Genomic DNA, 24765 nt, shown 5'->3' with positions numbered 1-24765 from the left:
CCTTATTTCAATAATTAGCATTTGCTCCTTAATAATCCGCTATCAAAAAAAACAAGGATTAAAAATGCAGTATCTGCATTCCTAAGCATAGATCTTCCACTGCCTGTATCATAAAACAAGAAAACGGCGCGGGTTATCCGCGCCGTTCCTGTTAATATATTTTTGCAATTATTTGGCTTTGCCAAACTCACCATTTGCTTTAATAGCAACTTCGTCGCTTACCATAGCGTTGCCAAATTTTGACCCGAAGTTAAAATCAGAACGTTTGATGGTGCCGGTTAACTGGAAACCTGCATCATCAGCTTTGCTCATTGGGTTTTGGATAGTACCACGGTACCATAAATCAAATGAAGCCGGTTTGGTTACACCGTGTAAAGTTAAGTTACCGGTAAGTTTGTAGTGCTTATCAGATGTTTTGGTGATACCGGTGCTGGTAAAAGTAATAGTTGGGTAAGTAGCAACATCAAAAAAATCAGGGCTTGTGATGTGTTTATCGCGCTGATCATTATCTGTAGTTACTGAGGCTGTTTGTATGCTGATCTGAAATTTAGCGTCGCTGAAATCAGGTTTAGCGGCAGTGATGGTTGCATCATAGTTTTTAAAAATACCATCAACATCAGATACCATTAAGTGGGTTACTGTAAATTTAACGTTTGAGTGAGCTTTGTCTACAGTCCAGGTAGTTTGTGCTGATGCTGCCGTGTAGGTGAATGCTGCTGCTAACAGGATAAAAATCTTTTTCATTGTTTTAATTTCTTTTTTTTGTTTTTGATTTATGGCTCAAAAGTATGTAAATGATCCGGACTTCAAATAAAATAAATGTTTAAACATGTTTTTATTGAAATCGGATGACAATATACTACCATTTTAGTAGAACTTACAAGAAAAACAAACTATTTCCGGGGAGATTTATACTTGGGTTTTTAAGGTTTTTTGTTTGTTACGGAGCATGCTCAATGCCTTATCGGCCCTTACTTTACGGGAGCCTCCTGTTTAGCCGAACCTACCCAATCACAATAACCTTGTTTGTATGATTTGGACAGGCTTGCAAAAAATACATGGGCTTCAGCATCGTTGCCAAGCAGGGCCTGCAGTTCGGCAGGTATACCTTCAATATGTTCGCCGGGTTTAAGCACGGTTTTTCATCTGGGTTTACTTGCCGATAAAGATAATATTAATTGGCATAAACACCGGGCTGAAAAACCATAATTACGGCAAGTAAAACTATTAAAAGAAATGAGATAGCTAAGAGCGTGTCGATAAGCAGCCTTTGGTTTTTTGATTCCATATTACTTTACTTAAACAGTAAAAGCTGCAGGTTAGCTTACGGTTGAGTTATTGTGAAAACGGCAGCAGGCCGTAATTATTATAGTATTTTTGCACCAAAAGCCTATGTAACGCAAATTTTATAAAACCTAAGGCAAATAAAATTGTTACCTAACAATAATTGAGATTTTACTAAAATAAAGTAATTATGTGAGATAGCCCGGCCTAATAACCGGGCTATCTTTTTTTTAAAGGCTTTATAACCAATTACCCCTCTTTTTATATTCCTTTAACGCCGGTGAAACGGTTGCTCAAAAAACTCATCCACTTTTTTATTAAACTCATCGGTATGTTCGACCAATGTGCCATGACCCGAATTGGGCAGGATCCATAAATAAGCGTTCGGAATATTCTCGGCTATCTGAACGGTGTGTGTTGTTACGATAAGGTCATGGTCGCCGGCAATAATAAGCGACGGGCATTTAATAGTTTTCAATGCCGATAGTTTAATATTGGGTTCTTTATAATCAAGCAGAAACACCTTCCTGTCGTTCTTTTCTTTGGCAGTGATAAAATGATAATCCTTTTTGCTGGCATATTCCTTTTCCATATCCTTCCATAAGGAAGGGATCAGCGCTGTAGAATCGGGCCAGAGGTTGGCACCGGTCGAGGCCAGTTTTATTACTTTGTTGGGATGGCGCATAGCCATCACCAGCGCGTTAATGCCACCGTCACTCCATCCTATCACATAAGCCGAATCGATATGCATTAAATCGAGCAAAGCAGCAAAATCATCGGCCATCATTTCAAAAGTAAGTGAATCGCGCGGATCGGTGGACTTGCCATGTGCACGGCTGTCAACAGCTATTACTTTGTACTTCTTTGCAAAATAGGGTATATTTTTTTTAAAGGCATTGATGCTGCTACTGTTGCCATGTATCATCAGCAGGGGTTTGCCTTTACCATAAACTTCGGCATAAAGTTTTATCCCCCTAACATCATAATACTTACCGGCAGCGGCATTATCGCCATAAACAATACCTTTTTGCTGGCTGCAGGCCAAAAATGCCTGACATACCAATACAATTAACAACAACTTTTTTAACATCATGATCACACCTGTTTAAGTCATTAAATATACATACATAATGCAAAGTTTAAACTTCTGTTACGGACCCAGGCTATTATTTTTTAGATAGTGCTGTAAATCAAACATGTATTATATTTGCGCACTTTAACAAATGCGCTTTTTAAACCATACGGTTAAAACAATATCATACCTATAATTATTTGTTATAGAATGAATGTTTATAAACCTGTATACATATATGTTCATGCCTGCTTCCTTTCCTAAAAAATATAAAATATTTATTTCGCTTTTTTCTTTGCTATGCGTGCTTTTCGCCGCCAGGTGTTTCGGGCAACAGTCTGCAACAGCAAGCCCCAATCGTTTCAAATTTAAAACAGTTATTATCGATGCCGGGCACGGAGGAAAAGACCCAGGATCGCACGGGGCTTATTCAAAGGAAAAAAACGTTTCATTAAGTATCGCCAAAAAGTTAAGGGATGCCATAAATGATGAAATGAGCGGCATTAAAGTAGTAATGACCCGCAGTACCGATGTTTTTATTGAGTTGCACAAACGTACCGATATCGCTAACGACAATCACGGCAACCTGTTCATTTCCATTCATTGTAATTCATCCCCCCAGCGAAAAGGATCATCGAGAGGAACATTGTTGCTTGTATACGGCTTTCACCGCAGCCAGGAGCAGCGTGAAGCCTTGCGCGAAAATGCTTCGATATTTATAGAGAAGGATTACAAAGAAAAATATAATGGCTATGGCGATGACGCTGCGGTAAATACTATTGTACTTAACGCGTTTCAGCAAAAATACCGCAAGCAAAGCATCCAGTTTGGCGATTTGGTTGATAACCAGTTCCGCAAAACCAATGGAAGGCATAGTTTGGGTGTAAAGGAGCAGGGTGTTTTGGTATTAGCACAAAGCGGTATGCCCGCCGTATTGGTTGAAACCGGGTTTATCAATAATCCATCTGATGAAGCATACCTGAACTCGGCCAGCGGACAAAACGAAATTGTACGATCAATCCTAACAGCGCTAAAGCAATACCGTAATAATTTGGAGGGTAACTAAAAATAAATGAAGGCAGGAGGCAACATTTATATCCCTGCTGCCCTTATTTTATTTTACCCTATGGATGATAAAGCCGTTATGAACAGTTTCCATACCTACTTTAGGGTAATATTCCATAGCGGTTGTGGCCGAAAGCAGTAAAAGCATAGTTTCATCGCCAATGGCTTCCTTAGTTAGTTCAATCAGCTTTTTGCCTATCCCTTCTTTTTGATAAGCTTTAGTAACTGCCAGGTCTGAAAGATAGCAGCTGTAACAAAAATCGGTCAGCGCTCGAGATATGCCTACCAGTTTATCACCATCCCAGGCGCTTACCACAAGGTTTGAGTTTTGGTACATCCTGGCAATCCGCTGCTCGTCATTCGTTGGGCGTTTCAGCCCGGCTGTATCATAAAGTTCTATCACTTGCCGGGCGGATGGTATTGTACCGGTTTTATAAGTTATTTCCATATTGTTATTGAGTTGTTTACAAGCTTTTAATCAAATGTAAACAGCATCCGCATTATCCCAATAAGCCAGGATTAAGAAAGCAGGTAGTCCAGCAAATATGAAAACGGGAAGCGGGCAGTAAGTTTTACAGCGTATCATTCAGACCGCTTTACCTAAGTGTTAGTTAATTACCATTTTTTAAAAATAACAAATACCGCCAGCACAATTAGCCCGAAGCCTACCAAATGGTTCCAGCCCAGTTTTTCATTTTTGAAAAGCAGGGTTGTGAATATCATAAACACCGTAAGTGTAATGGCTTCCTGAATGGTTTTTAATTCAACCAGGGTAAAGGGGCCGCCGTTTTCCTTAAAGCCTCCTTCGTTAGCAGGTACCTGGAACAGGTATTCAAAAAACGCCAATCCCCAGCTTATAAGTATAATGGCTATTAAGCTTAGGTTTTTGCCCCAATCATACTCCTTAAACTTAAGGTGCCCATACCACGCAAATGTCATAAAGGTGTTGGATATAAACAGAAATGTAACAGTACGCAAGCCTTTCATCAATACAATTTTTTGTGCAAATATCAATAAATTGAGATTGATAACACCAGGGGCTGTAAATTGTTATGCTATTATTTATAACAATTTAAAATTTAAAAACCAGTTCGGCACCAAGCGAAAGCGAGTTCCAGTTTTGTTTTCCCGAAACATCACCCAAAGTTAGTTTCTGGGAAAAGAAATTGTATTTTGATTCGATGCTGATCCCTAATTTAGGAGTTATCGGAAATATTACCCCTACCTTAGGAGCATAATATAATGAATGCGACCATTTATCATAAACAAATGGATCTACGCCATCAATTTCATACCCCACAGCAAAATCAGTAAAATATACCCCTAAGTTCACGCCGCCATATACCCTGAAGTTATCGGCTATATCAATATTATAAGCAGCACCGCCATACGCGGCAATTACGGGCATATCCGCATAATACGTATTTGCAGTTGAGCCGGTACCTTCAACTTCTTCTGAAATTAAATATTCATCGGGCTTAAAGTTCATGTACCCTACGCTCAGATTTGCTGTAAAAGGGCCTAAGAACCTGTAAACGCTGGCATTAAAATTAATGGCAGGTTTAAAGGTATAATTAAAGTTACCTTGCGGAATATCGACACCTGTACCTGCGGCTATGCCCCAGCCATCGCTAAAATTAACAGCGCCGCTGCCTCCCCCACCATATGTTAATGCCCGGCTTGAATGATGCTGGGCCATAGCAGCATTAAAACAACAAAACAGTATAACTATTAAAAATATCTTAAAACAGACAGCTGATTTTTTCATGAGGAGTAAGTGCGCCTTACGGGTAGAAGTTAGATAATGGTGTTTAGGGTTCATTTACCCGTAAAAATAAAAAAAAAAGTTAACCCCGAACAGTAAATTAATTTCATAACATGTAAAGCCACAAAAAAGCCCGACCTAAATAAACCGGGCAACAGGGCTTTAAGGGTACTAAACAATATATTTGGTTTATAATGATTAATGTTAAAAACTACGGGTAACCGGCCGAGGCCCGTAATTTATTATTGCAACTGCGAACCAGGCCTGTCGCCAAGTTTCCGGATATAGGCTATGCCCAATGTACAAGCAATTATAAAAAGAAATAAAAAGCATTCAATGTATATATGAAACGGCGAAATATCTTGAAAACGGCCAACTATAAAAGTAGAAATATCAGGCAGTAATAAGCCGAACAATGGAAAGCCGGCAAACATTCTTAAAATTGCTAATTTTTCCATAATATTTTAAGGTATCAGTTAATACGTCTAATTTAACACTTTAGAAAGCAATAAAAAAAATAATATTTATTAAAAAGCAATAAATATTTTCGATATGGTTAATTTAAGCTTTTATAGATTTAAACGGCATCAGAGTTTATAATATTCCTCAATTGAGCGGCCTATTTCCTGCAGCGGGATCAGATGATCTTCAAAACGATGCTCAATAATTTCCCAGTAACCTTTTGTTAACCGGGTTATGGTGTAAAAAGCCGAGTAGTTTAATACACTGAAGGTAGTTTCATTAACAACCGAAGGTATAATTTTATAAGTCCGCTTATTAACTCTTAGTTCAAAAGGCTCCATGGGCATCCGTTTACACAAAAATATTGTGCAGTATACGGATATACAAGCACCACGCACCCCGTATTTTAACCCATTTTACACTACGTATTTTCACCCTAAAAAAGGGTTAAAAAGGCATTGCTTTTACCAATTCAAGTACATTTTGTTTTATTGCAGGATCGTTTTCAATGATCTGAACAAGCTCATTATCGTCTGACACAGAAACAATTACAAAATTTTTATCCTGGTTCCAGAAACTACCGCTTATAACAACTTTGCCATTGCTTTTAAGGTCAGCGTAATAACCATTTCTATCAACTAAACATTGTTCGTTATCCGCAAGGCTGCCAATCTCTTCAAAAAAAAGCATCACGTGATGCGGGTCTTTATAGGCTGATGCATGTACCATAAGTTGACTATTTTATTTAATACTTAATTATTAAACTGATTAAGCTAAACAAGTAACCTCTGTTAATATATTACCCGGAGCATTAAAATAAAACCCATAGCCACCACGCAAAGGCGCAGGAGCTTGCGTTACAGCTACTCCCCCTTTTACCAGCCGGTCATAAACTTCGGCAACCTGTTCATGGCTGTCAACCAAAAAACCGATATGAAAAGCATCGGGGTAACTGTTATTGCCATTCCGGTTAAAGGTATCAGCCATAAGCACCAGGATAAAACCATCCTTGCCTTCCATTACGGCCAGCATATTATTACCTTTTACACCGGAACATTTAAAGTTAAAATATTGCTCAAAAAATTCGGAGCAGGCGGCAACATCGGTCACCGGCAAATTAACATGATTAAGTTTAATAGTTGTTGCTGACATATTATTAGGACTTTAATGCTTTTAAAACCAACCCCAGTGCTTGTTCCATCAGTTTATCATCCAATTTAAAACTGCTGTTCACATAGCTGTTGCCCTGGTTATGAAATTTGATAAGCTGATAAAGAGGCGCATATGCTACCGCCCAATAAACCTCAAAAGGCAATGGTATCAGTTGCTGCTTTTCTTCTGCATTACGCATAAATGCGCCCAGTACCTGGCCAAAATTAACGGTAAGCATAGCGGTTACTTTTTCATAAAAATGTGTATAGCGCATAATTTCAATAAACTCCATATCTAACGGACATTGCATGAAATACTCGAGACGGTTGCGCCATTGTACCCTCAGCCCATCTGCAAAATCCATATCAGGCGAAAAATTTTGAAGACTAAAAGTCATCATCTTTTCGGCTACACCAACGCAAATACTGCTTATTAATTCTTCTTTATCCTTATAATAGATATAGATGGTAGCTGGTGACACTCCTGCCGACCGCGCAAGCTTATTCACGCCAAAACCGTCAAGACCTTCAGCCACTATCAATTCTATCGCCTTTTGGCGTATTTGGTATTCTTTATGTTCGTCACGTGGCCTCATTTCAACACAAAGATAAGTGAGCGTTCGCTTATTTAAAAATTTATTTTTATTCCTTTCGGATATAGGCTAAAAACTTGTATCATCCTAAAAAAAATCCATAAAAAACACGAACGTTAAAACAATAACCGGGAATGCAATGTTCTATCATCACTTAATTAATAATTACTAAAAATTAAAGAGGCATTTTATAAAGATGCCTTCAAAATAGTTACCTGGCTGGTTTTGAAGGTTTCAATTAAATGAATGCAATTTTATTTAAATTACAAAGAAATAATACGTACCTTAGCATTGTCATACTAAATGTTAATAATTATGGAAAAATTAATAATATTAAGAATGTTCTTTTGCTTCCCGCTTGTTGGTCTGTTGGTTCCGGATGCAGGTATTTTGTTGTCAAACTTCCCTGGCAAGGTTCCGGTAATTCACATTGTAATTGAGGTAGCATTATTGGTGTGCATTGCGCTTTGTACAGCCGCAATAGCATATGGAAAAAAACGGAATCAGGACAGAACGAACGAAGCTTCTTTTTCCTGATCCATTGATTAAAAAATAAAGGAATATTCCTGTCCGGTTGTAATTAAACTCTTTAAAATTGGGGCTTTTACGCCCCAATTTTACCCCCAATGCCCATTGCCCCCCGCTCCTTTCTTATTAGTTTTAGATATTTCATGATGGTATAAGTTTTGCCATAGTCAATAACAGTTTTTTATTGATATTTGATAAACCGCTGCCGTGTTCATGAAAAAAATTCTATTTCTGCTTTTTTTGCCGCTATGTTCACTTGCCCAAACAGCAAGTAAGTATATTCAGGAGGGAAACTCAAAAGCCAATGTAGGGAATTACAAAGATGCCATACAAGATTTTACACGTGCTATAGAATTAAACAACAAAAACGCGGACGTTTTTTATTACAGGGCCAATGCATATGGCAACCTCAAAAACTATAAAGCAGCTATTAATGATTATGCTCAGGCCATTGCCCTGAAAGCCGATTTGACCAACGCCTACCTGTATAAAGCCAATGCAGAGGCTGCCATGCAAGACTATCAGGCGGCCATTATTGATTTTGACCGCGCGATAGCGCTGGGACCAAAAACTCCAGACATGTTCCACTACAGAGGCAATGCTAAAAGTAACATGAGCGATTATACCGGCGCTATTGCCGATTTTACCACGGCACTTCAATTTACACCAAACAACTCCGATCTTTACAAGTACCGGGGCCTGGCCAAAAACAATAATAACGATTTTACCGGGGCCATTGCTGATTATAACATGGCTGTTAAACTAAGCCCTAACAACGCCGAAATCTATCAATACATGGCAGGCAGCAAGGCCAGCATAAACGATTATAATGGCGCTATTGCTGATTATACCAAAACACTATCGCTTAATCCCGATAACGCTGAAGCATACTTCTATCGGGCAAATACCAGGGCAAAACTAAATGATTTTAAAGGCGCGGTTGATGATTATAAAAAAGCGGCCGCTATCAACCCCAACCTTAAAAACCTTTTGCTTTACATGGCCAATGCCCAAAGCAGCCTGGGCGATTCAAATGGCGCTCTTGATTATTTCAACAAGGCAATTGCTCAATTTCCCCGGAATGCAAATCTGTACCTTTATCGTGGAATTATTAAAAGCGACAAAAAAGATAATAATGCCGCGTTGGAAGATTTTAACAAAGCCATTGCCCTTGACCACAAAAACGGCGATGCATACCAAAGTCGTTCATTTTCAAAGCTGGCATTAGGCAATTACGAAGGCGCCAGAGCTGATGCCGATTCGGCAATTAAAATAAACCCCAACAGCATAAGTGCTTACGTAACCTTGAGCAAAGCTAAAATGGCCATGAAAGATACCGCGGGAGTGATTGCCGATTTAACAAAAGCAATCGGCCTGAACGGTAAAAGTGATGAAGCTTACCTGTCGCGCGGCGATGCTTATCGCGATTTGGGGGTTCCCTTAGCTGCTATTAACGACTATACCAAGGCCATTGCTATAAACCCGGTTTATACTTACGCCTTTTTAAACCGGGCCATTGAAAAAAGCAAACTGGGCGATTATGCCGCGGCTGTAAATGACCTCGAAAAACTGATCAGTATTGCCCCACAACAACAAAATGGTTATTCACGATTGGGTAAAATCAATAATTTTTATAAATACACTAACAATGGCGTACAAATATTTAACAAGGCTATAGCACTTAACCCTGCAAATGCTGATTTTTACCTTTATCGGGGTGAAGCAAAAGCCGCCACCGGCGATGCCAAAGGGGCCATGGCCGATTATAATACCGGTGTACTAAAAGCCCCTAAAAATATAACGCTATTGTTGAAGCGGGGCCTGGCCAAAGCAGACGCTGAAGACAACAACGGCGCCATAGCCGATTTGAACAACGCACTAAAAATTGACTCATTATCAGATTCAACGGCTTTAGTATGGCAAGCGCGGGGTTTTGTAAAAGCCAAACTTAAAAACTATAAAGGCGCCCTCGCTGATCTCGACCGTGCCGTGTCAATTTACTCAAACGACGAAACCTTTTTAATCAGGGGCGATACTAAAATGGCTATGAAGGATTATACCGGCGCTGCCGATGATTATCATAATGCCATTTATATGAACGATACAAATGTAAAAGCTTACTCGCATAGCGGTATTGCTAAAAGTAATCTTGGGGATGCCCAGGGAGTGAAAGAAGATTTTGCCGCCGTATTTAAACTTGCCCCTAACAATCCTGATCTATATATTGACAGGGCTGCCGCCAAAATAAATTTAAAAGATCTGAACGGAGCAATTTTAGACTGTAATACCGCTATAAGCCTTGACGCGAAAAATGGCCGTGCTTATCTACAAAGGGGGCTTGCAAAAATAGCCCTTGATGATAGAACGGGCGGCTGCGCCGATATGAATAAAGCTTTAAGTACGGGCGTAAAAGAAGCATCTGATTTTATTATAAAATATTGCAAATAACAATAACTTTTCATTTACAATACTCGTATAATAAGTAACTATTAACTGATCTATAAATAACAACCAAGCCCCGAAAGGGGCTTTTACATTTACGCGGATTTGGAGCGACTATACCGCCTTCTTATCTTCTATATGTAATTGCGCGCGCATCTCTTTCAATTCCATTTCGTAGGCGCGCATACGGGCCTGTAAAATATCAACCTCGGTACGCATCATTTGTATTTCGGTAATAAGCTTGGCCGATTCGGGTTTGTTGATCATTTTTTCGCCCGTACCAAGAATAAGCCATTCGGGCGAGTATTTAAGCTGAAAACAGAGCTTCCGGATAAGATAATAGCTAATATCCTGCTTTTTGTTGATCACCTTGCTAATGAAACCCTGATCAACACCAATGGCCCCGGCAAGCCCCAGCTGGCCGCCGTGCTCTTTTACAACTACCTTTAACCGTTTTATAATCGCTTCGTCAGACATAAGTGACTGCAATAATAATCATTTTGTTTATCCATGCAATATATAATTACTTTATTGAATAAGCACCCAAAACAAAAAAGGTCAAATGCCCCAACAGCAAATGACCTTAAAGTAAAACTAACCAACAAAAACTATATATGACAATAAAATAAACTCAGGTTAAACCATAAATTATTTATTTCCTAAATTTTCAAGCAGCTCGCCAAGCTTATCATTATAAACCGGCAAACTGATCTTTCCCGCATGGTACTCATCTGCTATCTGTTGCAGGTTTGTCCCTATTTTTTGCTTCGCATCGTTACGAATATTCATATGACAGGTATCAGCACTGAGCCCGGCATTAATTTTACTTATTTTTTGATCCATGCATCGTTTCATCAGTAACGGCTGCACATCATTCGCGTTTTTCAGCAATAAATTAACCCTGCTGCGTTGTTGCTTATCAAACTGTAAAATAACAAATACCAGTCCGAGCCCCGCTATCATAAACAAATAAAAATAATCCATATAAAGCACTGATATTAAACATTCATTATACATTTTAATACGAAGTCAATAAAATAAGGTTGCATAATATTAAAAACTTTTTTCAAATATTTCTCAACGACAAAAATCCTTCTGCACAAATTTTAAAATACGCATAAAAAGCCGACCTTTACATTCATAATCCCTTAACAAAAGGGATACATAAAATTGCGATCATTATGAAACCGGGCGATAAGGTAATTTGTATAAACGACAAAATAGATCCTGAAAAGATGGCTGAAATACGGCAGGACTTTGAGATTTGGATCACCAAAGATAAGGAATACACCATACGCGAAATACTTGATAACAATGGTATTGTAACCGGCCTGTTGTTGGAAGAAGTACACAATTTCCCTAAATTTTTTAAACTGATAAACCGCTTCCAGGAACCTGCTTTTGCCCAGTGGCGTTTCCGCAAGCTAAACTATGCAAGTCCTGAAGCCGAAGCTGTTAGCGAAGATTTGGAGCTTGTTGAGCATATTGAAAAAGAACAACAGCTGGTTAAGTAAAATAGTGTAGAAGCCTGCATACCGGGCCTCCTTTAGGCATACAATAATTACTTTGTTAAAATAAGTTAAACATTTGGCCGCAACCTACTCATAAACGGATATTTATATAGCGAAACTGCTGCATATAATTATCTGTCTGTATGAAAAAATTACCCGCATTGTTTTCACTGGCAACCTCAATTGGATTGTGGTATGTCTGCACCCAGCACCCGCAAAACAAAAACGCTATTGATAAGTCTGCCGTAAAAATCAGCAACCATGGCGTTAACATTGCTTACACAGATACGGGTAAAGGTGATACTACATTACTTTTTGTACATGGATGGCGCATTAACAAAAGCTACTTTAACAAATCACGTAAAATCCTTTGGTAATAAATGCCTGGTTATTACGATTGATTTGCCTGGTTACGCCCAATCAGGTAAAACCGTAACTCATGGACGGTGAATGATTTCAAGCCTATGAAACAGTATTTAAAGCAATTTTAACAACACGGTCAATTATGTAAGAAATGCCAAATAGCATATTTTACAGCTAATTTAATAAGTATAATCGCTTGCTGCACCTTCTTCTACAAGTTGTGTAAGCAAAGCTTTCAATACAGCTTCGCGGGTCCATTGCTGTTCGGGTGACGAGGCATCCTCTTTATACCATTGCAAGGGGGTGTTAATTTCGATGCGGGCCTTGTAGGCAAAGTTTTTGGTTGGGTGTAATTTGGTACCCTCGTAACTATTCAGATTTTCGGCTTTAATGATCCGGGCAAGGTCACGGATCCGGATATCTACCTGAAGGCATTCATCAATTGAGTTTTTAAAATCCTGTTTATCTTCCAGCCACAAAGTAAGCACTTCATCGGTAATATCGTGTTCGGCAATAGTTATCCGGCTGTAATCATAATCAACCGATATAATAAGCCACCAAAGCTGGCTTTTAAGTTTTTGAGAAATTTTTATCATGATAATTAGTGTATTGATTTCGTATTATTTTAATTGAGCATTTTAGACCGTAATACCTGCAACCAGGTTATGACCGTTTAAAAGCGGGCATCCATCCCGGCATATACTTTTGGATAGCAGCAATTTCATCTCTATATTTTTCACATGCAGTTTTGTAACCCTCAAAGCGCTGCAAAGCCTCATGTTCATTCAAAGTATCCCGACTATCTTGATTGTTATTAACTCCTGTCAATTGCCGCAAGGCCGAAAATGCTATATGCATGGTAGTATGATATTGATTATTTATTGATATTATTTCTTGATTTTAAATTACAGAACATTGTATTTAACTAAAAGAATACTCTTTATAAAACGAACCGAACATTTTGATTTGTGAATAATTTGACTTACATTAGCAATTATCAACGAAACAAATATACAGAATAATCTTTATTATAATCAAGAAAAATCTTTAAATTATTCATCCATGGAAAACGAGATAAAACCAAACAAAATAAAGATTGTACGGCCCGAAACATTGGAGTTCATCATACTTTATAATCAGCTTAAGGGAAAAGCTTTTAACGGAAATGCTCAATTAGCTGAAGCGTTAGGCTTTAATTCACCAAGCTCGATCACTGAAATAATAAAGAGCCGACAGAACATAGATCCAGAAAAACTCCGTATTTTCAAAGAAAAATACAAAGACTACATAGCAGGAGATAAAACACAGAATTTTCCTGAATCAAAGCCTGTATCCAAACACAGTGAGGGCATACCTATGTATGAAATTTCTGCAACCGCTTCAGGCGTAGAAGTATATAACGACATTAATGATTCACAGCCTGTTGGTCATATGAATTTCCCGGGCATTGAGGACTGCGATTTCGCACTTCCGGTTTGGGGGCACAGCATGTATCCATACCTTGAAAACGGCTGCTGGGTTGCACTAAAAATAATTCATGACAAAAAGATCCTACCCGGCGAGGTTTATTACATTGAGTGGGGAGATTACCGCATGTATAAACGCCTGCTTGCAGGGGATAGCCCTGATGAAGTAATTGCACATTCAGATAATACAACCGAGATGGTTGGCAACCGGCTTAAATATGCCCCATTTATTATAAAAGTAGCCGACATCAAAAAACTTTGCCTTGTTAAAGATATCCACAAAAAGCATAACCATTAACCCGCATGGCGGTAGAATTTGTTAAAAGAAAAACAAATTCTACCGCCATTATTACCTGCCCGGTGACCAGTTATCATACTTATAAAATGAATACCGAAAACCGTATAAAAACCCTACGGCGAAATAAGCTGATCATTATTACAAAAGGCAAGCTATCATATCTTAAACACTTCCCTATTTTTAATTACAATTTATTTGACAGATAAAATGACAATCCGGCTGGCTACCCTCAATGATATACCCCAGATATTAGCTTTTGTAGCTGAAGTAATACCTGGCATGAAAGCAGCAGGTAATTTTCAATGGAATGACGACTATCCCAATAAACAAGTATTTACAGATGACATTAACCTTAACCAACTTTGGGTGGCCGAAGTTACAGGAGCAATTGCGGGTGTGGCTGCCCTAACTACCGATCAGGATGCAGAATATGCGCAGGCCGGGCTTGATATCGGTGAAGCTGCTATAGTTACGCATCGGCTTGCTGTAAACATTAACTACCAGGGCCGGGGCGTCGCCACAGCACTTCTCAAGCAGGCCGAACATGAAGCTATACAGCGAGGAATAAATACATTACGAATTGACACCAATACTGCGAACATGGCAACGCAAAAGCTATTCCCAAAGCTGGGCTATGTTTTGGCCGGCGAAATTAGCCTGGATATAAGGCCGGGTTTAAGTTTTTTGTGCTACGAAAAGCGGCTCAATAGCAAACAATAACAAATTACAACAGCTATCCGGCATGGCTAACCTGTTTCCATCTATTTAAAGCTTCACATATTTACACAAAACTTACAACCATTTCTCAATAGTTATTCACAAATGGGCATTTTATCAACAATAGCTTTTTAGTTTATTCTTTATTCAATTATATTTATAGTAATTATAAACCGCAGGCCTCTGCCGGAGTGATAAAGTTGTAATAAAAGAGAAGAAGATGGAACCTATCATGATACTGGTAATCGCGGCTATTATTGCTGCCATAATTTTAGTTGAATTTAACAAACGGCAAAACACAAAAGCTGGCGATAGTAGTCATATAACCGCCGATGTGCAACAGCTATACCTGCTTAAAGCTGCAGAACATAAAATAGAAGTAATTGAAGATTTGCAAAAGAATGCTGCCAATACCAACAATACCATTGTAACAAGTATTGAACAGGAGTTAACACGCTTAACAGGGGCTTTTGAAAAAGGCGATATCAAATTGAAAGAATTTAACCTCAAGCTTGACAACTTACTTAGTAACCTCGATGTTAACAATTCACTGGCACAAGCATCATAAACAATAAGTTACTTAATTGCGCCGGCTCGCATATATCACTTTAAAAGTGTTACATACCCCGACTGCGGTTTCTTACCATCTTTAAGATCAACCACGTAATAATAAGTCCCGGCCGGCAGCACGTACCCATTAAATTGCGCACGTAAACAGATCAATTTCAGGGCTGTTGTTTGGAAAGCAACAAATTAATTTAAATTATAAAATCCGACATCACCAAAAACAAAAAAGCCGGACTAAGCCGGCTAATATTTTTAAAAAAGAAGAATAATGTTTTAGTTGGTATTAATTACGTCTGAAGCCACCTTTTTGGCCACCGCCGTTAAAGCCAGGACCTTTATCTTCGGCTACGTTAACCGTGATCCTGCGGCCATAATAACTTGCTCCATTCATGCAACGTATCGCTTCTTTCGCTTCATCCTCGTTAACCATCTCCACAAAACCAAAACCCTTACTCTCTTTTGTTTCGCGATCTTTAATGATCCTGAGCGATTTAACCGGCCCAAAATCACCAAAAACAGCTGTTAATTCGGCCTCATCTACTTCTAAAGGAAGACCTGCAATAAATACTTTCATCAATGTTTTTAAAATTTGCGTAAAGGTACAAAAAAAGAGCCGGATTCCTGCCTCGCCCGGCACTAATGATGATTAGGTAATGGCTTTTTTACCTTCATATTACTGAGTAAAATTTCCAAACCAATGTTAAAAACAGAACCGGATTTTATTTGAGTTGTAGCTCGAAGCTTCCCTCAACGCGGTAAAAGGGAGAGTCAGACTTATCGTCTTTAGCTAAAAAGGTAAAGAAAGTACCTTTAGCAATCATATTTTCGTGATTATACTGATCTATATCAATCTTACCAAAATCCTGTTGTCCGGCATATTTGGTCAGGGTATATTGAAGCAAAGGTTTTTTTTCATCAACCTTAAACAAAAACTGACTTCCGGCTACGTCGCTGCTGGTTTTCACAGAAGCCAATCCTAACGAGCTGATGCCAAAACTCATGTTATGCGCTTTATTGATCGCTGTGATGCCAAAGTATTTGTTATCGCCATTATGCACGTTTATGAATGCGATTGAATCCTGGCTGGCATCGAAAGTGTAAGTTGAATCTTCGATGGTAACTTTTAAAGTACCTTTGCCTGCAAGAAAATTACCCGGAGTATTGATAATGTTTACTGACGATACGCTGTCCTTACTGCCTGATGTTTTAACCGCGCTGATATCTTTCACCTCCTCGTCTTTTTGGCAGGAAGTTAAAGCCACCGAGATGGATAAACTTAGTAAAACAAACCATTTAGTAAAACTGGTACGTATCATAGGCTTATTGGCAAATAAACATAGCAATAAATAATTACAAATTTCATTAAATATGGTTAAACGAATTAATTTTTTAACTTTTTTTAACTTTTATATGAATATACGTCAATAGTCATGCTAAAGTTGCCGGTTTACGCGCGGTAATGCACTTTTAATAAAAATGCAAAAAACAGACAAGCTACGGCCTATTTTCAGGGATTTTCACCATCCAAAATGTAAAAATTAAAATACAAATTACAGGCAACATGCTGTTAATCAAATCAATATCGACCAATTAAAACACTTCGCCCACATTAATAAACAAGCCTTTTGACCCTTCGCGCCCGAAACCATAATCAATGGCTATGTTTGTTTTGGATACCTTATTTAGTTTAACCCTTAAACCGGCCCCAAAACCGGGTTGCACAGTTTGCAAAGCCGTACCCGGTGCCGCCGAAAACGACTCGCCGTTTACAAAAGCTACCCCTCCAAGTAAACCATTACGGGTTATTTTAAACCGGTATTCGCTTTCAAGGTAAACCATTTGCGCCCCTCTAAACCTGCCCTGTATGTATCCGCGCCCGGTAGTAAAGCCTGGGTCGTGCCCCGTAGCGGGCAGATCGAGATATGCCGGCCGTCCATTAATTACCAGCCAATTATATGACCAAAAGGCCAGCACGTTATCCGAGCTTTCCGGAAACCTGAAGTATTTGCGCACATCAACAATTAAAGAGCGCCAGGCAGTTGTACTACCTAAAAAAGTATAATTATCCCGGTACTGTAACGAGGTGTAAAATCCGCGCGACGCATTGATCGGGTTATCGCGACTGTCATAGAGCCCGCTAAACGTTATCCCGGTTGATATAGCGCGGCTAACAGGGCCGTACCTTTCATAGTCGGACGTTTTTCCGTTTAACTGCCCTTTCTCGTACATATTCCACCTGTCATCAAAAATATACCCCAAACCGGCGTAAAAATTTCCGGTTATATTGCGCAAAACAGTTTCATGGAAACGAAAAAAACTGTAAACCAGGGGATTTTCATTATCCCTGTCAGAATTACTGCCTAAACCAAAACTGCTTTGCGGATATTTGTAAAACCTAAAATCGCCAATAAAATCGTACTTGTTATTTTTCGACCATATGTTTGATTGGATTGGAACGATCACCTGCTTGTTTTGGGTATAAGCAGGGTTTACCGTTATAGTAGAGATCCGGGTATTGGGAGCTAACCTGAAAATCACATTGCCGGATATGGTACCGGCCAAACCTGTTTGTAAAGTATATCCTATAGCCGGGATGATTGATATTACTGGTTTTGAAGTTACAGAATCAACCTTGCCGGGTTTCTTGCTTTCATGAAAAATGGATCCGATAACGTCAAAAATATCCTTTTCAAAGGTAGTGTCGGGATGGGTAACCAGTACTGTATCTTTATATTTAGTATGCCCTATCGGGATGTATCTTTTATCCTGGGCGTGTACTCCGATACTTATGAGCAAGCCTGCAAAAATTAAAATGCTTGTTTTATTAATACCCATTATAATTATTCGATGCAGGAAAAGTAAAGGTTTATCCGTGCAATTATAAAATAATTATTTAAGTTATTTGTTTGTACAAGATTTTATTGTGCTTTAAGCCGCGGATCAAAAGTGAACTTGTTTACACTGCTGATAGTTATTTTATTATAATCGGGATGGGCCGGATTAAGCAGGTAATTATATTCCAGATCAATAATTGCCGATGGTACTTTTAATACGGCCGTTTCCATTTTACGAAGCCAGGTATCGCCAAGCAATTGAGTAACCGGGTAGTTAATTACCTTGTGCCAATTGGCATTAAGTTTTTGGAGTTTGTTTACAGTGATTTCAAAAACAGGCAGGTTATCTGGTATCTGAAATATAATAACCGAAAAATCACCTGCATATAAAGCAGTACCAGGCGAATGCGCCAGTTTTTCAAGGCATGAAAGAGCCAGCGAACCGCCTGTATAGATCATATATTGCCCCAATGAATTCCATCGGCCGTCAATTCCTGAGCCTTTGCGGTCATGGGCATATTTGGTTTGACTTATCCGGTAAACGTTCAAAAGATAGATGGAAAGATTAATAACCTATTTAGTGATCATAAATTTGCGAAAAAAATGCAATCATTCACTAAATCATTAATTCAATAATATTTTAGGCAAGCACACCGTAATCAATACGGATAAGCTGGCTTATTACAATACTAATGCCTGTTATGGTATCAAGTAAATCAAAAGGGATAGCATCAATGCCCGGATTATAATGTTTTAGCCAGCCTTTAAACTCGTCAAGGGTGCCAAAGGTATCCAGGCCTTTATCAAAAAGCTCAAACAGTTGAATAATGTGCTCACTAAGCCCCTGGTTTAACTCATGTGTGCTTTGCAAATGCTTACGCAAAGTAGGCTCGGTTATATGCAGCCATTTGGCAATATCACTTTGAGTAGCACCGGTTACCTTTAATAAATCAGTGATGGAATTTGAACGCAACCCTTGTTTTATAGCCCCAAGCTTGGCCAAAGGCGATTTAAAATAGGTTTCATAAGGCATCAGCAGATCATTAAAAACCTGCATAGGCGCATCGGTAAATACATAAGGGCGGGATGCAGCCTGCCCTTGCCTGCCTTCAATAGCTGTATTACGTTTAATTGCTTTGCTCATATACAAATGTAAATATTTTCTATTAAAAAAGAAAATATTTACATTTTATTCATCCACCATATGCTCACTCACCTTTATTTGTTTCAAATAAAAAATTACCAATAAAATTAGCAATTGTAAAAAATATTTCCGATATTTGATTATTCTTTTATGCCAATCGGCATTTAAAACATAATGAAACCCAATATATCTTCCTTTAATAACGCCGCCCAGGTTGAGCGGCTTATCGACAAATACTTCGCCTATATAAAGGGGAAATATCATATTGAACAAAAACCGGTAAAAAACAGTAAAGACAATGCAGAAACTATTGAACAAAAGGTTTGGGACCGTGAACCCGAACCCGCAACGCTATCAGGGCTGGCCCTTGCCCTTGGCTTTAGCAGCCGGCAGGAGTTTTATACATATGTACAGCACGGCCCGTTTTCACAGGCAGTTAAACAAGGCGTTTTACGCGTAGAAGCTTGTTATGAAGCCCATCTGCACCAAAACGCAACCGGGGCAATGTTCGCGCTAAAAAACATGGGGTGGAACGAAAAACATGACCCATCACCAAATACAGAAGCAGGGAATCCTTTAAAAGTGGAGATCTTTAACTCCGGACCGCCCCCTGCCGGCAGCGAAAAAGAGGTAAAACTATAACCCCGGTACCCGTTTGCAAGTTCAGGTATCAGATTTAAAAATCAGCAACAATGACCGATGAAGAAATAATCACCGACATTCCATTTAAAGAACCGGAAGGTTTTCACTGCTCTGTCCTATTCCAACAAAATTATCTTTCAACCGCGCATGTGGTAATTAACCAGGGAGGCACCAGCAGCGGTAAAACATTTGCCATTGAGCAGGCGCTGTTTTGCCTTGCCTGCGAAAACCCCAAACAGGTGATCACCATAGTTGGACAGGATATCCCTAACCTTAAAGCAGGCGCCCTGCGCGATGCTCTAAATATATACAGCTCTTCGCCGGTATTACAGGCAAAAATTAAAAGCTATAATAAAAGCGACCGGATCTTCGAATTTTTTAACAGTAGTATTATTGAGTTTAAAAGCTACGACAACGGACAGGACGCAAAATCCGGAAAGCGCGACTACCTGTTTATCAACGAAGCCAATGGCCTTACATGGGACGTATATACAGAATTGGCCCTGCGTACCAAAAAGCGCATTTTTATTGACTATAACCCCAATACCGGCTTTTGGGTACATGAGCACTTAATTGGTAAACCGGGGGTACAACTTATAGTGTCCGACCATCGGCATAACCCGTTTTTAGGTCAGGAAGTACGTGATAAAATAGAAGCGTTAAAAACTGTTGATATTGAACTATGGAAAGTATACGCCCGTGGTTTAACCGGCAAAATAACCGGGCTTATATTTGACAACTGGTATATCTGCGAATCTATCCCGGCCGATGCCCGTTTGATAGCCCTGGGCTTAGATTTTGGTTTTACCAATGATGAAACCGGATGCATTGAAGTATACCAGCAAAACGGCGAATTGTGGGTAAACGAGTTACTCTACAAAACAGGCCTCACCAACACAGATATTTCCTCAAAATTAAAAGAGGCCGGTGTAGGTTTTAACTGCGAAATTATTGCAGATAGTGCAGAACCCAAATCAATAGAAGAATTAAAACGCCTGGGGTGGCGTGTTACAGCTGCAAAAAAAGGTGCCGATAGTGTTAAAAACTCTATTGATATCCTTAAACGCTACAAAATAAATATAACCCGCAATAGTACAAACCTGCGCAACGAGCTTAACCGTTATAAATGGCGCGTAAATGTAACAGGCAAAACCATCAATGAACCGGTTGACTCATGGAATCATTTGATAGATCCCTTAAGATATATCGCCCTTAATAAATTAAAAATAAACGGCACCGGAAAACTTCAATCACGCCTGCCGCACAGGCAAAGTATTCAACAGGCAGGGGCGTTATACGGGCTGACCTAAACATCCATAATCAAAAACCACAAAACCGATACAGGCTTAAATAGATATGACAGAACAAATATTAAAAACACCCCAGGGCAAGTTGCGGGTCCGGATACCAACGCAATTAAATGAAGTAACCCTGGGCCAACTAATGGATTTGCAAGCCCGGCCCGATATAACAGATTTGGAGGCCATCAGCATACTTTCGGGCATCCCGGTTATTGAGCTTCATAACATCAAAAACTATGATGATCTGCACCAGTTTGGCGATGCCGTGCTTTCTTTATCCTACCAGATTAAACACCTGTACAACAGTAACGAGATCCCCAAAGAGGTAATTTTTATGCTATCTGGGGACAGCGGGGCACCATTCCAAAAAACAAAGGTAAAAGTAATGCAAAACCTTTCGGTTGAGCCTGCTGGCGCTTTTATGGCAGCCCGCGATATCATAGCCGAAGAAATAAATACCCATATAAAAACCCATGGCGAAGATGATTGGCAGGAACATTTTAACCCATCATTAAACGCCTGCTGCCAGGTATTGGCACAATACTTTTATTGCAGGGCTACGGGTAAAAAATATAACGAATATGAAGTCGAAAACTTTATTGATGAAGTTAAAAAGCTACGGGTAACGGAGGCACTGCCCATCTCAAAGCATTTTTTTACCTGTTATCCCAGCTTATCGATGCCGAGAATAAGCTTTTGGCATCGGTTCCTACCGTATTGGAAAAAAGGGCAGGAATCCAGTTGTTCGAAAAATTCAAATACATCAACACTGTAAACTCATTAGCAGGCGGCGATATTACCAAATGGGACTTGATCATGAGTATGCCATATGAGCGCTTGCTTACCAAACTGCTGCTTAACAAAACTGAAGCTGAATATCAAAAACGATATAGCGAGCTATCTCAAACTACAACTTAAAGCGCCTTATCCCTGCAAGGCTATTAAATACCAAACCACCCCAACCCAGGGATCGGGGCCTGAATTATTATGCGTAACCAAATAGAAGCTATTGTACAAACACTTAATGGCAACCTGGCTTTTGCCTATGGCACCCAGGCCGAACTGAATACCCTTGCAGATGATATCAGCTTTCCCTGCGTATTTCTTTACCCCCTTCAGCCTATTGAGGTAAGTCCGCAGGTTAATGGCTCGGTTGATAATACGTTCACCGTTTATATGGAGTTTCTGTTCAAAACAGATTTTGGACAGTTCACGGCCGAAAATGAAACCTATATATCGCAGGCACTGCAAATGGCTAACCAATTTGTGGTAAAAGCCTCAAAATACAGGGAAGGCGAAGGCCGGTACTTCAGGGTCAAAGCAGGGCAAAAAGCCAAATGTGTGCCGGTTTATAACAAGTTTGATGTTAACACCACCGGTATTGGTTTAACCATAGCGTTATCGGCCATGTATTTTGATGCTTTTTAAACCCTCATTCTAACCAATAAAAAATGAATATAACAGCCACTATTAATGAAACCATCAGCTCAACAACCTACCCCGACCAAAACGGGGGACAAATCGATCAGGGCGATGTATTCATCAGCATTATTGATGCTGATACCAGGCAGCCTACCAATGGCAATAACTGCGAAGTCACCTATCAGCGTAACGAAAACGGGTATACAAGCACCTTCACCGTTATTGTAGCCGGGCAATCATTCCCACTTTATTCAGGTATCATCAGGGATTACGAATATAGTCCCCAGGGCGATATGATTCGGAGTAATTATGTATCGTTCAGCATAATTGCTGTCAAAGCCGGTGACAATCCTTCCCCCAATCCCTCTGTTTGTGATCTGAAGATAAATTATATAGCTATTAATAAGATCGAGTCGGCCCCGGGAGCTGCCGACGCTCAGATTACAGTTAACGCGACCTCAAGTTTTGCATCCATATTGTATAGTATCGATCTGGGTGTAAACTGGCAGGCGTCTCCTGTTTTCACAAACCTAAGCGGAGGGTTAAAACACATACTTGTAAAAGACAGTAACCCCTTAGGCTGTACAGACACCGCGGAGGTTAGTATTTCAACATCCACCAATCTGTTAACCGGTGACCCTTCGGTAATGCTCCCCGATGGATATATATCACGCTGGAGCGCGGCGTTCAATCCTATCGTGTTTACCTATCAAAGAAAAGATTTCACGATTAACAACATAACAGCCGACGGCGAAAAAGGGCATGCCTGCATCAGTGTTAACGCCAATTTTAAAGACACCAATACAGGTTTGGTTAAAGTCAAGGAAGGGGATAAAATCTATCTGAATACGAACGCTTATAAAGGAGTTTATACCATTGAAAAAGTAACCGGCACCAATAGCATAGTGATTGATACTTCCTTTATAAACGGTGACACTACCGGTTTTATTAATATCAACAGCATGTACCCGTATTATGAGCTACATACCCGCATTACCTATAACGATCCGCTTACCAATAACCTATCCGCTATAAAATCAGTAAACCGGCCGGATAATACCGGCTTAGTAAAAGCGGACCTGTCAAACTTTTTACAGAGTTTGCTGCGCCCGGCCGACAGCAGCGATTACAACCAGGTTGATCATCGCGATACCAATCTCTGCGCCGCTTATACGGTTGAGTACGCCCAGCATTATGATGATGGCTCAAACGAAGGATTTACAAGCAGCTTCAGTCAAATTCGGTATCCGTACTATGTGGTTTATGCGGCCAAACAGCTCGGGGATAAATATGGCGGCAACCTTGCAGCTTATGTACCAAACGTTAACTCACCTGCACAATGGATAACAGATTTTAAAGAACCTGTGTATTCGGCCGGGTACCCATTCGATATTGGGTTTATCTGCACCGATGAGATGGCCGGCCTCCAACCCTATTGCCTGCTTACTTTGCTTGATATTAACCGGAACCCGCTACCGGGTGGTTCACAACCCGATTATTTACAAAACGAAGATGATTCATGGATATTGAATGAAGATGGCAGCAAATTTAGTATTGGGAACCAGACATCTTTTATCATGCCTTTAACAGGTCCCGCCGGCCTGCACCGGCTTATGGTTAATGCAAACTTCCCGGCCGTGGCCTATTACTTCAATATCCAGATCAGGTATGATGATGAAAATGGCTCGCATTCGTTAACCAAAGCACAAACTATACGGATAGATGATGCTGTTGATGATAATTCAGTATACCTGAGATGGATCGGGCTTAGTGGTTCCTGGAATTACTATCGTTTTGTATTTAACCAGGAAATAAGCCTGGATGTTCAAAATGCTGTTATAATTAAAAACTTTGTACAAAACTGGCAAACCCAGGAAGGAATTGAAGAAGTGATCAGCAAAAGTGCAGGGCAAAAAATGAAGGTTATGGCCGAAGACCTTTCTGTAAATGATATCCGCGGGCTGCAGTCAATTAAATATTCGCCAAAGGTACAAATGCTGGTAAATAAAAATCCTGTCAGGTGGCAAACCATTGTGATAAATACGGCTACCTACAGCGAATATGAAACCCGCAACGGGCAGGCCCCGTTTAGCGTAACATTCAACATGCCGTCGATAAATATTCAAAGCCAGTAACCG

Annotated in this window: 35 protein-coding genes; 15 read left to right on the top strand and 20 right to left on the bottom strand. The window is 39.7% G+C overall.

Annotation, left to right across the window (positions count from 1 at the left end; all coding sequences use genetic code 11):
- Positions 1–168: 168 nt before the first annotated feature.
- From FHW88_RS04145 to FHW88_RS04135, 3 genes are all read right to left on the bottom strand, one after another.
- Positions 169–744, bottom strand: coding sequence for a YceI family protein (locus FHW88_RS04145; RefSeq protein ID WP_090523809.1), 576 nt, complete (start codon positions 742–744; stop codon positions 169–171).
- 227 nt (positions 745–971) lie between these two features.
- Entirely contained in the window at positions 972–1136 is a 165-nt protein-coding gene (locus tag FHW88_RS04140; protein ID WP_176623366.1) for a YdeI/OmpD-associated family protein, read from the bottom strand.
- Between the two features lie 419 nt (positions 1137–1555).
- A complete protein-coding gene (locus FHW88_RS04135; protein ID WP_217633090.1) occupies positions 1556–2377 on the bottom strand; it encodes an alpha/beta fold hydrolase in 822 nt (273 codons plus the stop codon).
- Between the two features lie 223 nt (positions 2378–2600).
- On the opposite strand from FHW88_RS04135, the gene FHW88_RS04130 reads away from it, so the two are divergent.
- Entirely contained in the window at positions 2601–3422 is an 822-nt protein-coding gene (locus FHW88_RS04130; RefSeq protein ID WP_175489882.1) for an N-acetylmuramoyl-L-alanine amidase, read from the top strand.
- Positions 3423–3470: 48 nt separating this feature from the next.
- Here the strand turns inward: FHW88_RS04130 and FHW88_RS04125 are convergent, their stop codons facing one another.
- From FHW88_RS04125 to FHW88_RS04090, 8 genes are all read right to left on the bottom strand, one after another.
- Positions 3471–3869, bottom strand: a complete 399-nt coding sequence (locus tag FHW88_RS04125) for a GNAT family N-acetyltransferase (protein ID WP_176623364.1) — start codon at positions 3867–3869, stop codon at positions 3471–3473.
- Between the two features lie 167 nt (positions 3870–4036).
- Positions 4037–4408, bottom strand: a complete 372-nt coding sequence (locus FHW88_RS04120) for a DMT family protein (protein ID WP_090523799.1) — start codon at positions 4406–4408, stop codon at positions 4037–4039.
- A gap of 85 nt (positions 4409–4493) precedes the next feature.
- A complete protein-coding gene (locus tag FHW88_RS04115) occupies positions 4494–5189 on the bottom strand; it encodes an outer membrane beta-barrel protein (protein WP_255485266.1) in 696 nt (231 codons plus the stop codon).
- A 239-nt stretch (positions 5190–5428) separates the two neighbouring features.
- Positions 5429–5644, bottom strand: coding sequence for a hypothetical protein (locus tag FHW88_RS04110; protein ID WP_090523794.1), 216 nt, complete (start codon positions 5642–5644; stop codon positions 5429–5431).
- 129 nt (positions 5645–5773) lie between these two features.
- Complete coding sequence (locus FHW88_RS04105; protein WP_176623361.1) at positions 5774–5989, bottom strand: hypothetical protein; 216 nt, start codon at positions 5987–5989, stop codon at positions 5774–5776.
- A 106-nt stretch (positions 5990–6095) separates the two neighbouring features.
- Complete coding sequence (locus FHW88_RS04100) at positions 6096–6377, bottom strand: YciI family protein (protein WP_176623338.1); 282 nt, start codon at positions 6375–6377, stop codon at positions 6096–6098.
- 39 nt (positions 6378–6416) lie between these two features.
- Positions 6417–6800 (bottom strand): VOC family protein, encoded by a 384-nt coding sequence (locus FHW88_RS04095; protein WP_218117126.1) that lies wholly within the window; start codon positions 6798–6800, stop codon positions 6417–6419.
- Positions 6801–6804: 4 nt separating this feature from the next.
- Positions 6805–7395, bottom strand: coding sequence for a TetR/AcrR family transcriptional regulator (locus FHW88_RS04090; RefSeq protein WP_176623336.1), 591 nt, complete (start codon positions 7393–7395; stop codon positions 6805–6807).
- Positions 7396–7707: 312 nt separating this feature from the next.
- Between FHW88_RS04090 and FHW88_RS04085 the strand changes: the two genes are divergently transcribed.
- Positions 7708–7929: a hypothetical protein gene (locus FHW88_RS04085; RefSeq protein ID WP_139159906.1), complete on the top strand. Its 222-nt coding sequence runs from the start codon at positions 7708–7710 to the stop codon at positions 7927–7929.
- Between the two features lie 204 nt (positions 7930–8133).
- Positions 8134–10368 (top strand): tetratricopeptide repeat protein, encoded by a 2235-nt coding sequence (locus FHW88_RS04080; RefSeq protein WP_176623334.1) that lies wholly within the window; start codon positions 8134–8136, stop codon positions 10366–10368.
- A gap of 108 nt (positions 10369–10476) precedes the next feature.
- On the opposite strand, the gene FHW88_RS04075 is transcribed toward FHW88_RS04080, so the two are convergent.
- Positions 10477–10839 carry a helix-turn-helix transcriptional regulator gene (locus FHW88_RS04075; RefSeq protein WP_176623332.1) on the bottom strand — a complete coding sequence of 121 codons (363 nt, stop codon included), beginning with the start codon at positions 10837–10839 and terminating at the stop codon, positions 10477–10479.
- Between the two features lie 171 nt (positions 10840–11010).
- On the bottom strand, positions 11011–11346 hold the full coding sequence (locus FHW88_RS04070; RefSeq protein WP_176623330.1) for a hypothetical protein: 336 nt from the start codon (positions 11344–11346) through the stop codon (positions 11011–11013).
- Between the two features lie 197 nt (positions 11347–11543).
- Here FHW88_RS04070 and FHW88_RS04065 point away from each other — a divergent pair, with 197 nt between their 5' ends.
- A complete protein-coding gene (locus FHW88_RS04065) occupies positions 11544–11876 on the top strand; it encodes a hypothetical protein (protein WP_090523771.1) in 333 nt (110 codons plus the stop codon).
- 140 nt (positions 11877–12016) lie between these two features.
- Positions 12017–12250 (top strand): alpha/beta fold hydrolase, encoded by a 234-nt coding sequence (locus FHW88_RS04060; protein ID WP_176623328.1) that lies wholly within the window; start codon positions 12017–12019, stop codon positions 12248–12250.
- A 165-nt stretch (positions 12251–12415) separates the two neighbouring features.
- Here FHW88_RS04060 and FHW88_RS04055 read toward each other — a convergent pair whose 3' ends face one another.
- On the bottom strand, positions 12416–12832 hold the full coding sequence (locus tag FHW88_RS04055; protein ID WP_090523766.1) for a hypothetical protein: 417 nt from the start codon (positions 12830–12832) through the stop codon (positions 12416–12418).
- A gap of 67 nt (positions 12833–12899) precedes the next feature.
- A complete protein-coding gene (locus FHW88_RS04050) occupies positions 12900–13094 on the bottom strand; it encodes a hypothetical protein (protein WP_176623326.1) in 195 nt (64 codons plus the stop codon).
- Positions 13095–13298: 204 nt separating this feature from the next.
- On the opposite strand from FHW88_RS04050, the gene FHW88_RS04045 reads away from it, so the two are divergent.
- The 4 genes from FHW88_RS04045 (at position 13299) to FHW88_RS04030 (ending at position 15285) form a co-directional block, all read left to right on the top strand.
- A complete protein-coding gene (locus tag FHW88_RS04045; protein WP_090523761.1) occupies positions 13299–14000 on the top strand; it encodes a helix-turn-helix transcriptional regulator in 702 nt (233 codons plus the stop codon).
- A gap of 5 nt (positions 14001–14005) precedes the next feature.
- On the top strand, positions 14006–14206 hold the full coding sequence (locus FHW88_RS04040; RefSeq protein WP_090523758.1) for a hypothetical protein: 201 nt from the start codon (positions 14006–14008) through the stop codon (positions 14204–14206).
- A 1-nt stretch (position 14207) separates the two neighbouring features.
- A complete protein-coding gene (locus FHW88_RS04035) occupies positions 14208–14720 on the top strand; it encodes a GNAT family N-acetyltransferase (protein WP_090523755.1) in 513 nt (170 codons plus the stop codon).
- A 217-nt stretch (positions 14721–14937) separates the two neighbouring features.
- The gene (locus tag FHW88_RS04030) at positions 14938–15285 is read left to right on the top strand and encodes a hypothetical protein (RefSeq protein WP_090523753.1); all 348 of its coding nucleotides are present in this window, start codon (positions 14938–14940) and stop codon (positions 15283–15285) included.
- Positions 15286–15567: 282 nt separating this feature from the next.
- Here the strand turns inward: FHW88_RS04030 and FHW88_RS04025 are convergent, their stop codons facing one another.
- From FHW88_RS04025 to FHW88_RS04005, 5 genes are all read right to left on the bottom strand, one after another.
- Positions 15568–15858 carry an RNA recognition motif domain-containing protein gene (locus FHW88_RS04025; RefSeq protein ID WP_090523751.1) on the bottom strand — a complete coding sequence of 97 codons (291 nt, stop codon included), beginning with the start codon at positions 15856–15858 and terminating at the stop codon, positions 15568–15570.
- A gap of 145 nt (positions 15859–16003) precedes the next feature.
- Positions 16004–16600: a hypothetical protein gene (locus FHW88_RS04020; RefSeq protein ID WP_090523746.1), complete on the bottom strand. Its 597-nt coding sequence runs from the start codon at positions 16598–16600 to the stop codon at positions 16004–16006.
- A 274-nt stretch (positions 16601–16874) separates the two neighbouring features.
- Complete coding sequence (locus FHW88_RS04015; protein ID WP_176623324.1) at positions 16875–18119, bottom strand: hypothetical protein; 1245 nt, start codon at positions 18117–18119, stop codon at positions 16875–16877.
- A gap of 83 nt (positions 18120–18202) precedes the next feature.
- Positions 18203–18667 carry an RES family NAD+ phosphorylase gene (locus tag FHW88_RS04010; protein WP_167516197.1) on the bottom strand — a complete coding sequence of 155 codons (465 nt, stop codon included), beginning with the start codon at positions 18665–18667 and terminating at the stop codon, positions 18203–18205.
- A gap of 91 nt (positions 18668–18758) precedes the next feature.
- Positions 18759–19262 (bottom strand): antitoxin Xre/MbcA/ParS toxin-binding domain-containing protein, encoded by a 504-nt coding sequence (locus FHW88_RS04005; RefSeq protein WP_176623322.1) that lies wholly within the window; start codon positions 19260–19262, stop codon positions 18759–18761.
- Between the two features lie 174 nt (positions 19263–19436).
- On the opposite strand from FHW88_RS04005, the gene FHW88_RS04000 reads away from it, so the two are divergent.
- From FHW88_RS04000 to FHW88_RS03975, 6 genes are all read left to right on the top strand, one after another.
- Positions 19437–19904 (top strand): terminase small subunit, encoded by a 468-nt coding sequence (locus FHW88_RS04000; RefSeq protein WP_176623320.1) that lies wholly within the window; start codon positions 19437–19439, stop codon positions 19902–19904.
- 50 nt (positions 19905–19954) lie between these two features.
- Complete coding sequence (locus tag FHW88_RS03995) at positions 19955–21214, top strand: PBSX family phage terminase large subunit (protein ID WP_176623318.1); 1260 nt, start codon at positions 19955–19957, stop codon at positions 21212–21214.
- A 46-nt stretch (positions 21215–21260) separates the two neighbouring features.
- A complete protein-coding gene (locus FHW88_RS03990) occupies positions 21261–21980 on the top strand; it encodes a hypothetical protein (protein ID WP_176623316.1) in 720 nt (239 codons plus the stop codon).
- Positions 21947–22123: a hypothetical protein gene (locus tag FHW88_RS03985; protein WP_176623314.1), complete on the top strand. Its 177-nt coding sequence runs from the start codon at positions 21947–21949 to the stop codon at positions 22121–22123. The genes FHW88_RS03990 and FHW88_RS03985 overlap by 34 nt, the downstream gene beginning before the upstream one ends.
- A gap of 69 nt (positions 22124–22192) precedes the next feature.
- On the top strand, positions 22193–22633 hold the full coding sequence (locus FHW88_RS03980; RefSeq protein WP_090523726.1) for a hypothetical protein: 441 nt from the start codon (positions 22193–22195) through the stop codon (positions 22631–22633).
- 23 nt (positions 22634–22656) lie between these two features.
- A complete protein-coding gene (locus FHW88_RS03975) occupies positions 22657–24762 on the top strand; it encodes a hypothetical protein (protein WP_176623312.1) in 2106 nt (701 codons plus the stop codon).
- Positions 24763–24765: the final 3 nt, after the last annotated feature.

The organism is Mucilaginibacter sp. SG538B, assembly GCF_013376065.1.
Classification (GTDB): domain Bacteria; phylum Bacteroidota; class Bacteroidia; order Sphingobacteriales; family Sphingobacteriaceae; genus Mucilaginibacter; species Mucilaginibacter rubeus.
Note: the sequence above shows the minus strand (reverse complement) of the source record. Positions and strands in the feature narration are given on the sequence as shown.

What these genes read in the sequence shown, in the direction of transcription:
- FHW88_RS04145 (WP_090523809.1), bottom strand. Translation starts at nt 744, where the DNA reads ATGAAAAAGATTTTTATCCTGTTAGCAGCAGCATTCACCTACACGGCA.
- FHW88_RS04135 (WP_217633090.1), bottom strand. Translation starts at nt 2,377, where the DNA reads ATGATGTTAAAAAAGTTGTTGTTAATTGTATTGGTATGTCAGGCATTT.
- FHW88_RS04130 (WP_175489882.1), top strand. Translation starts at nt 2,601, where the DNA reads ATGCCTGCTTCCTTTCCTAAAAAATATAAAATATTTATTTCGCTTTTT.
- FHW88_RS04125 (WP_176623364.1), bottom strand. Translation starts at nt 3,869, where the DNA reads ATGGAAATAACTTATAAAACCGGTACAATACCATCCGCCCGGCAAGTG.
- FHW88_RS04120 (WP_090523799.1), bottom strand. Translation starts at nt 4,408, where the DNA reads ATGAAAGGCTTGCGTACTGTTACATTTCTGTTTATATCCAACACCTTT.
- FHW88_RS04115 (WP_255485266.1), bottom strand. Translation starts at nt 5,189, where the DNA reads ATGAAAAAATCAGCTGTCTGTTTTAAGATATTTTTAATAGTTATACTG.
- FHW88_RS04110 (WP_090523794.1), bottom strand. Translation starts at nt 5,644, where the DNA reads ATGGAAAAATTAGCAATTTTAAGAATGTTTGCCGGCTTTCCATTGTTC.
- FHW88_RS04105 (WP_176623361.1), bottom strand. Translation starts at nt 5,989, where the DNA reads ATGGAGCCTTTTGAACTAAGAGTTAATAAGCGGACTTATAAAATTATA.
- FHW88_RS04100 (WP_176623338.1), bottom strand. Translation starts at nt 6,377, where the DNA reads ATGGTACATGCATCAGCCTATAAAGACCCGCATCACGTGATGCTTTTT.
- FHW88_RS04095 (WP_218117126.1), bottom strand. Translation starts at nt 6,800, where the DNA reads ATGTCAGCAACAACTATTAAACTTAATCATGTTAATTTGCCGGTGACC.
- FHW88_RS04090 (WP_176623336.1), bottom strand. Translation starts at nt 7,395, where the DNA reads ATGAGGCCACGTGACGAACATAAAGAATACCAAATACGCCAAAAGGCG.
- FHW88_RS04085 (WP_139159906.1), top strand. Translation starts at nt 7,708, where the DNA reads ATGGAAAAATTAATAATATTAAGAATGTTCTTTTGCTTCCCGCTTGTT.
- FHW88_RS04080 (WP_176623334.1), top strand. Translation starts at nt 8,134, where the DNA reads ATGAAAAAAATTCTATTTCTGCTTTTTTTGCCGCTATGTTCACTTGCC.
- FHW88_RS04075 (WP_176623332.1), bottom strand. Translation starts at nt 10,839, where the DNA reads ATGTCTGACGAAGCGATTATAAAACGGTTAAAGGTAGTTGTAAAAGAG.
- FHW88_RS04070 (WP_176623330.1), bottom strand. Translation starts at nt 11,346, where the DNA reads ATGGATTATTTTTATTTGTTTATGATAGCGGGGCTCGGACTGGTATTT.
- FHW88_RS04065 (WP_090523771.1), top strand. Translation starts at nt 11,544, where the DNA reads ATGAAACCGGGCGATAAGGTAATTTGTATAAACGACAAAATAGATCCT.
- FHW88_RS04060 (WP_176623328.1), top strand. Translation starts at nt 12,017, where the DNA reads ATGAAAAAATTACCCGCATTGTTTTCACTGGCAACCTCAATTGGATTG.
- FHW88_RS04055 (WP_090523766.1), bottom strand. Translation starts at nt 12,832, where the DNA reads ATGATAAAAATTTCTCAAAAACTTAAAAGCCAGCTTTGGTGGCTTATT.
- FHW88_RS04050 (WP_176623326.1), bottom strand. Translation starts at nt 13,094, where the DNA reads ATGCATATAGCATTTTCGGCCTTGCGGCAATTGACAGGAGTTAATAAC.
- FHW88_RS04045 (WP_090523761.1), top strand. Translation starts at nt 13,299, where the DNA reads ATGGAAAACGAGATAAAACCAAACAAAATAAAGATTGTACGGCCCGAA.
- FHW88_RS04040 (WP_090523758.1), top strand. Translation starts at nt 14,006, where the DNA reads ATGGCGGTAGAATTTGTTAAAAGAAAAACAAATTCTACCGCCATTATT.
- FHW88_RS04035 (WP_090523755.1), top strand. Translation starts at nt 14,208, where the DNA reads ATGACAATCCGGCTGGCTACCCTCAATGATATACCCCAGATATTAGCT.
- FHW88_RS04030 (WP_090523753.1), top strand. Translation starts at nt 14,938, where the DNA reads ATGGAACCTATCATGATACTGGTAATCGCGGCTATTATTGCTGCCATA.
- FHW88_RS04025 (WP_090523751.1), bottom strand. Translation starts at nt 15,858, where the DNA reads ATGAAAGTATTTATTGCAGGTCTTCCTTTAGAAGTAGATGAGGCCGAA.
- FHW88_RS04020 (WP_090523746.1), bottom strand. Translation starts at nt 16,600, where the DNA reads ATGATACGTACCAGTTTTACTAAATGGTTTGTTTTACTAAGTTTATCC.
- FHW88_RS04015 (WP_176623324.1), bottom strand. Translation starts at nt 18,119, where the DNA reads ATGGGTATTAATAAAACAAGCATTTTAATTTTTGCAGGCTTGCTCATA.
- FHW88_RS04005 (WP_176623322.1), bottom strand. Translation starts at nt 19,262, where the DNA reads ATGAGCAAAGCAATTAAACGTAATACAGCTATTGAAGGCAGGCAAGGG.
- FHW88_RS04000 (WP_176623320.1), top strand. Translation starts at nt 19,437, where the DNA reads ATGAAACCCAATATATCTTCCTTTAATAACGCCGCCCAGGTTGAGCGG.
- FHW88_RS03995 (WP_176623318.1), top strand. Translation starts at nt 19,955, where the DNA reads ATGACCGATGAAGAAATAATCACCGACATTCCATTTAAAGAACCGGAA.
- FHW88_RS03990 (WP_176623316.1), top strand. Translation starts at nt 21,261, where the DNA reads ATGACAGAACAAATATTAAAAACACCCCAGGGCAAGTTGCGGGTCCGG.
- FHW88_RS03980 (WP_090523726.1), top strand. Translation starts at nt 22,193, where the DNA reads ATGCGTAACCAAATAGAAGCTATTGTACAAACACTTAATGGCAACCTG.
- FHW88_RS03975 (WP_176623312.1), top strand. Translation starts at nt 22,657, where the DNA reads ATGAATATAACAGCCACTATTAATGAAACCATCAGCTCAACAACCTAC.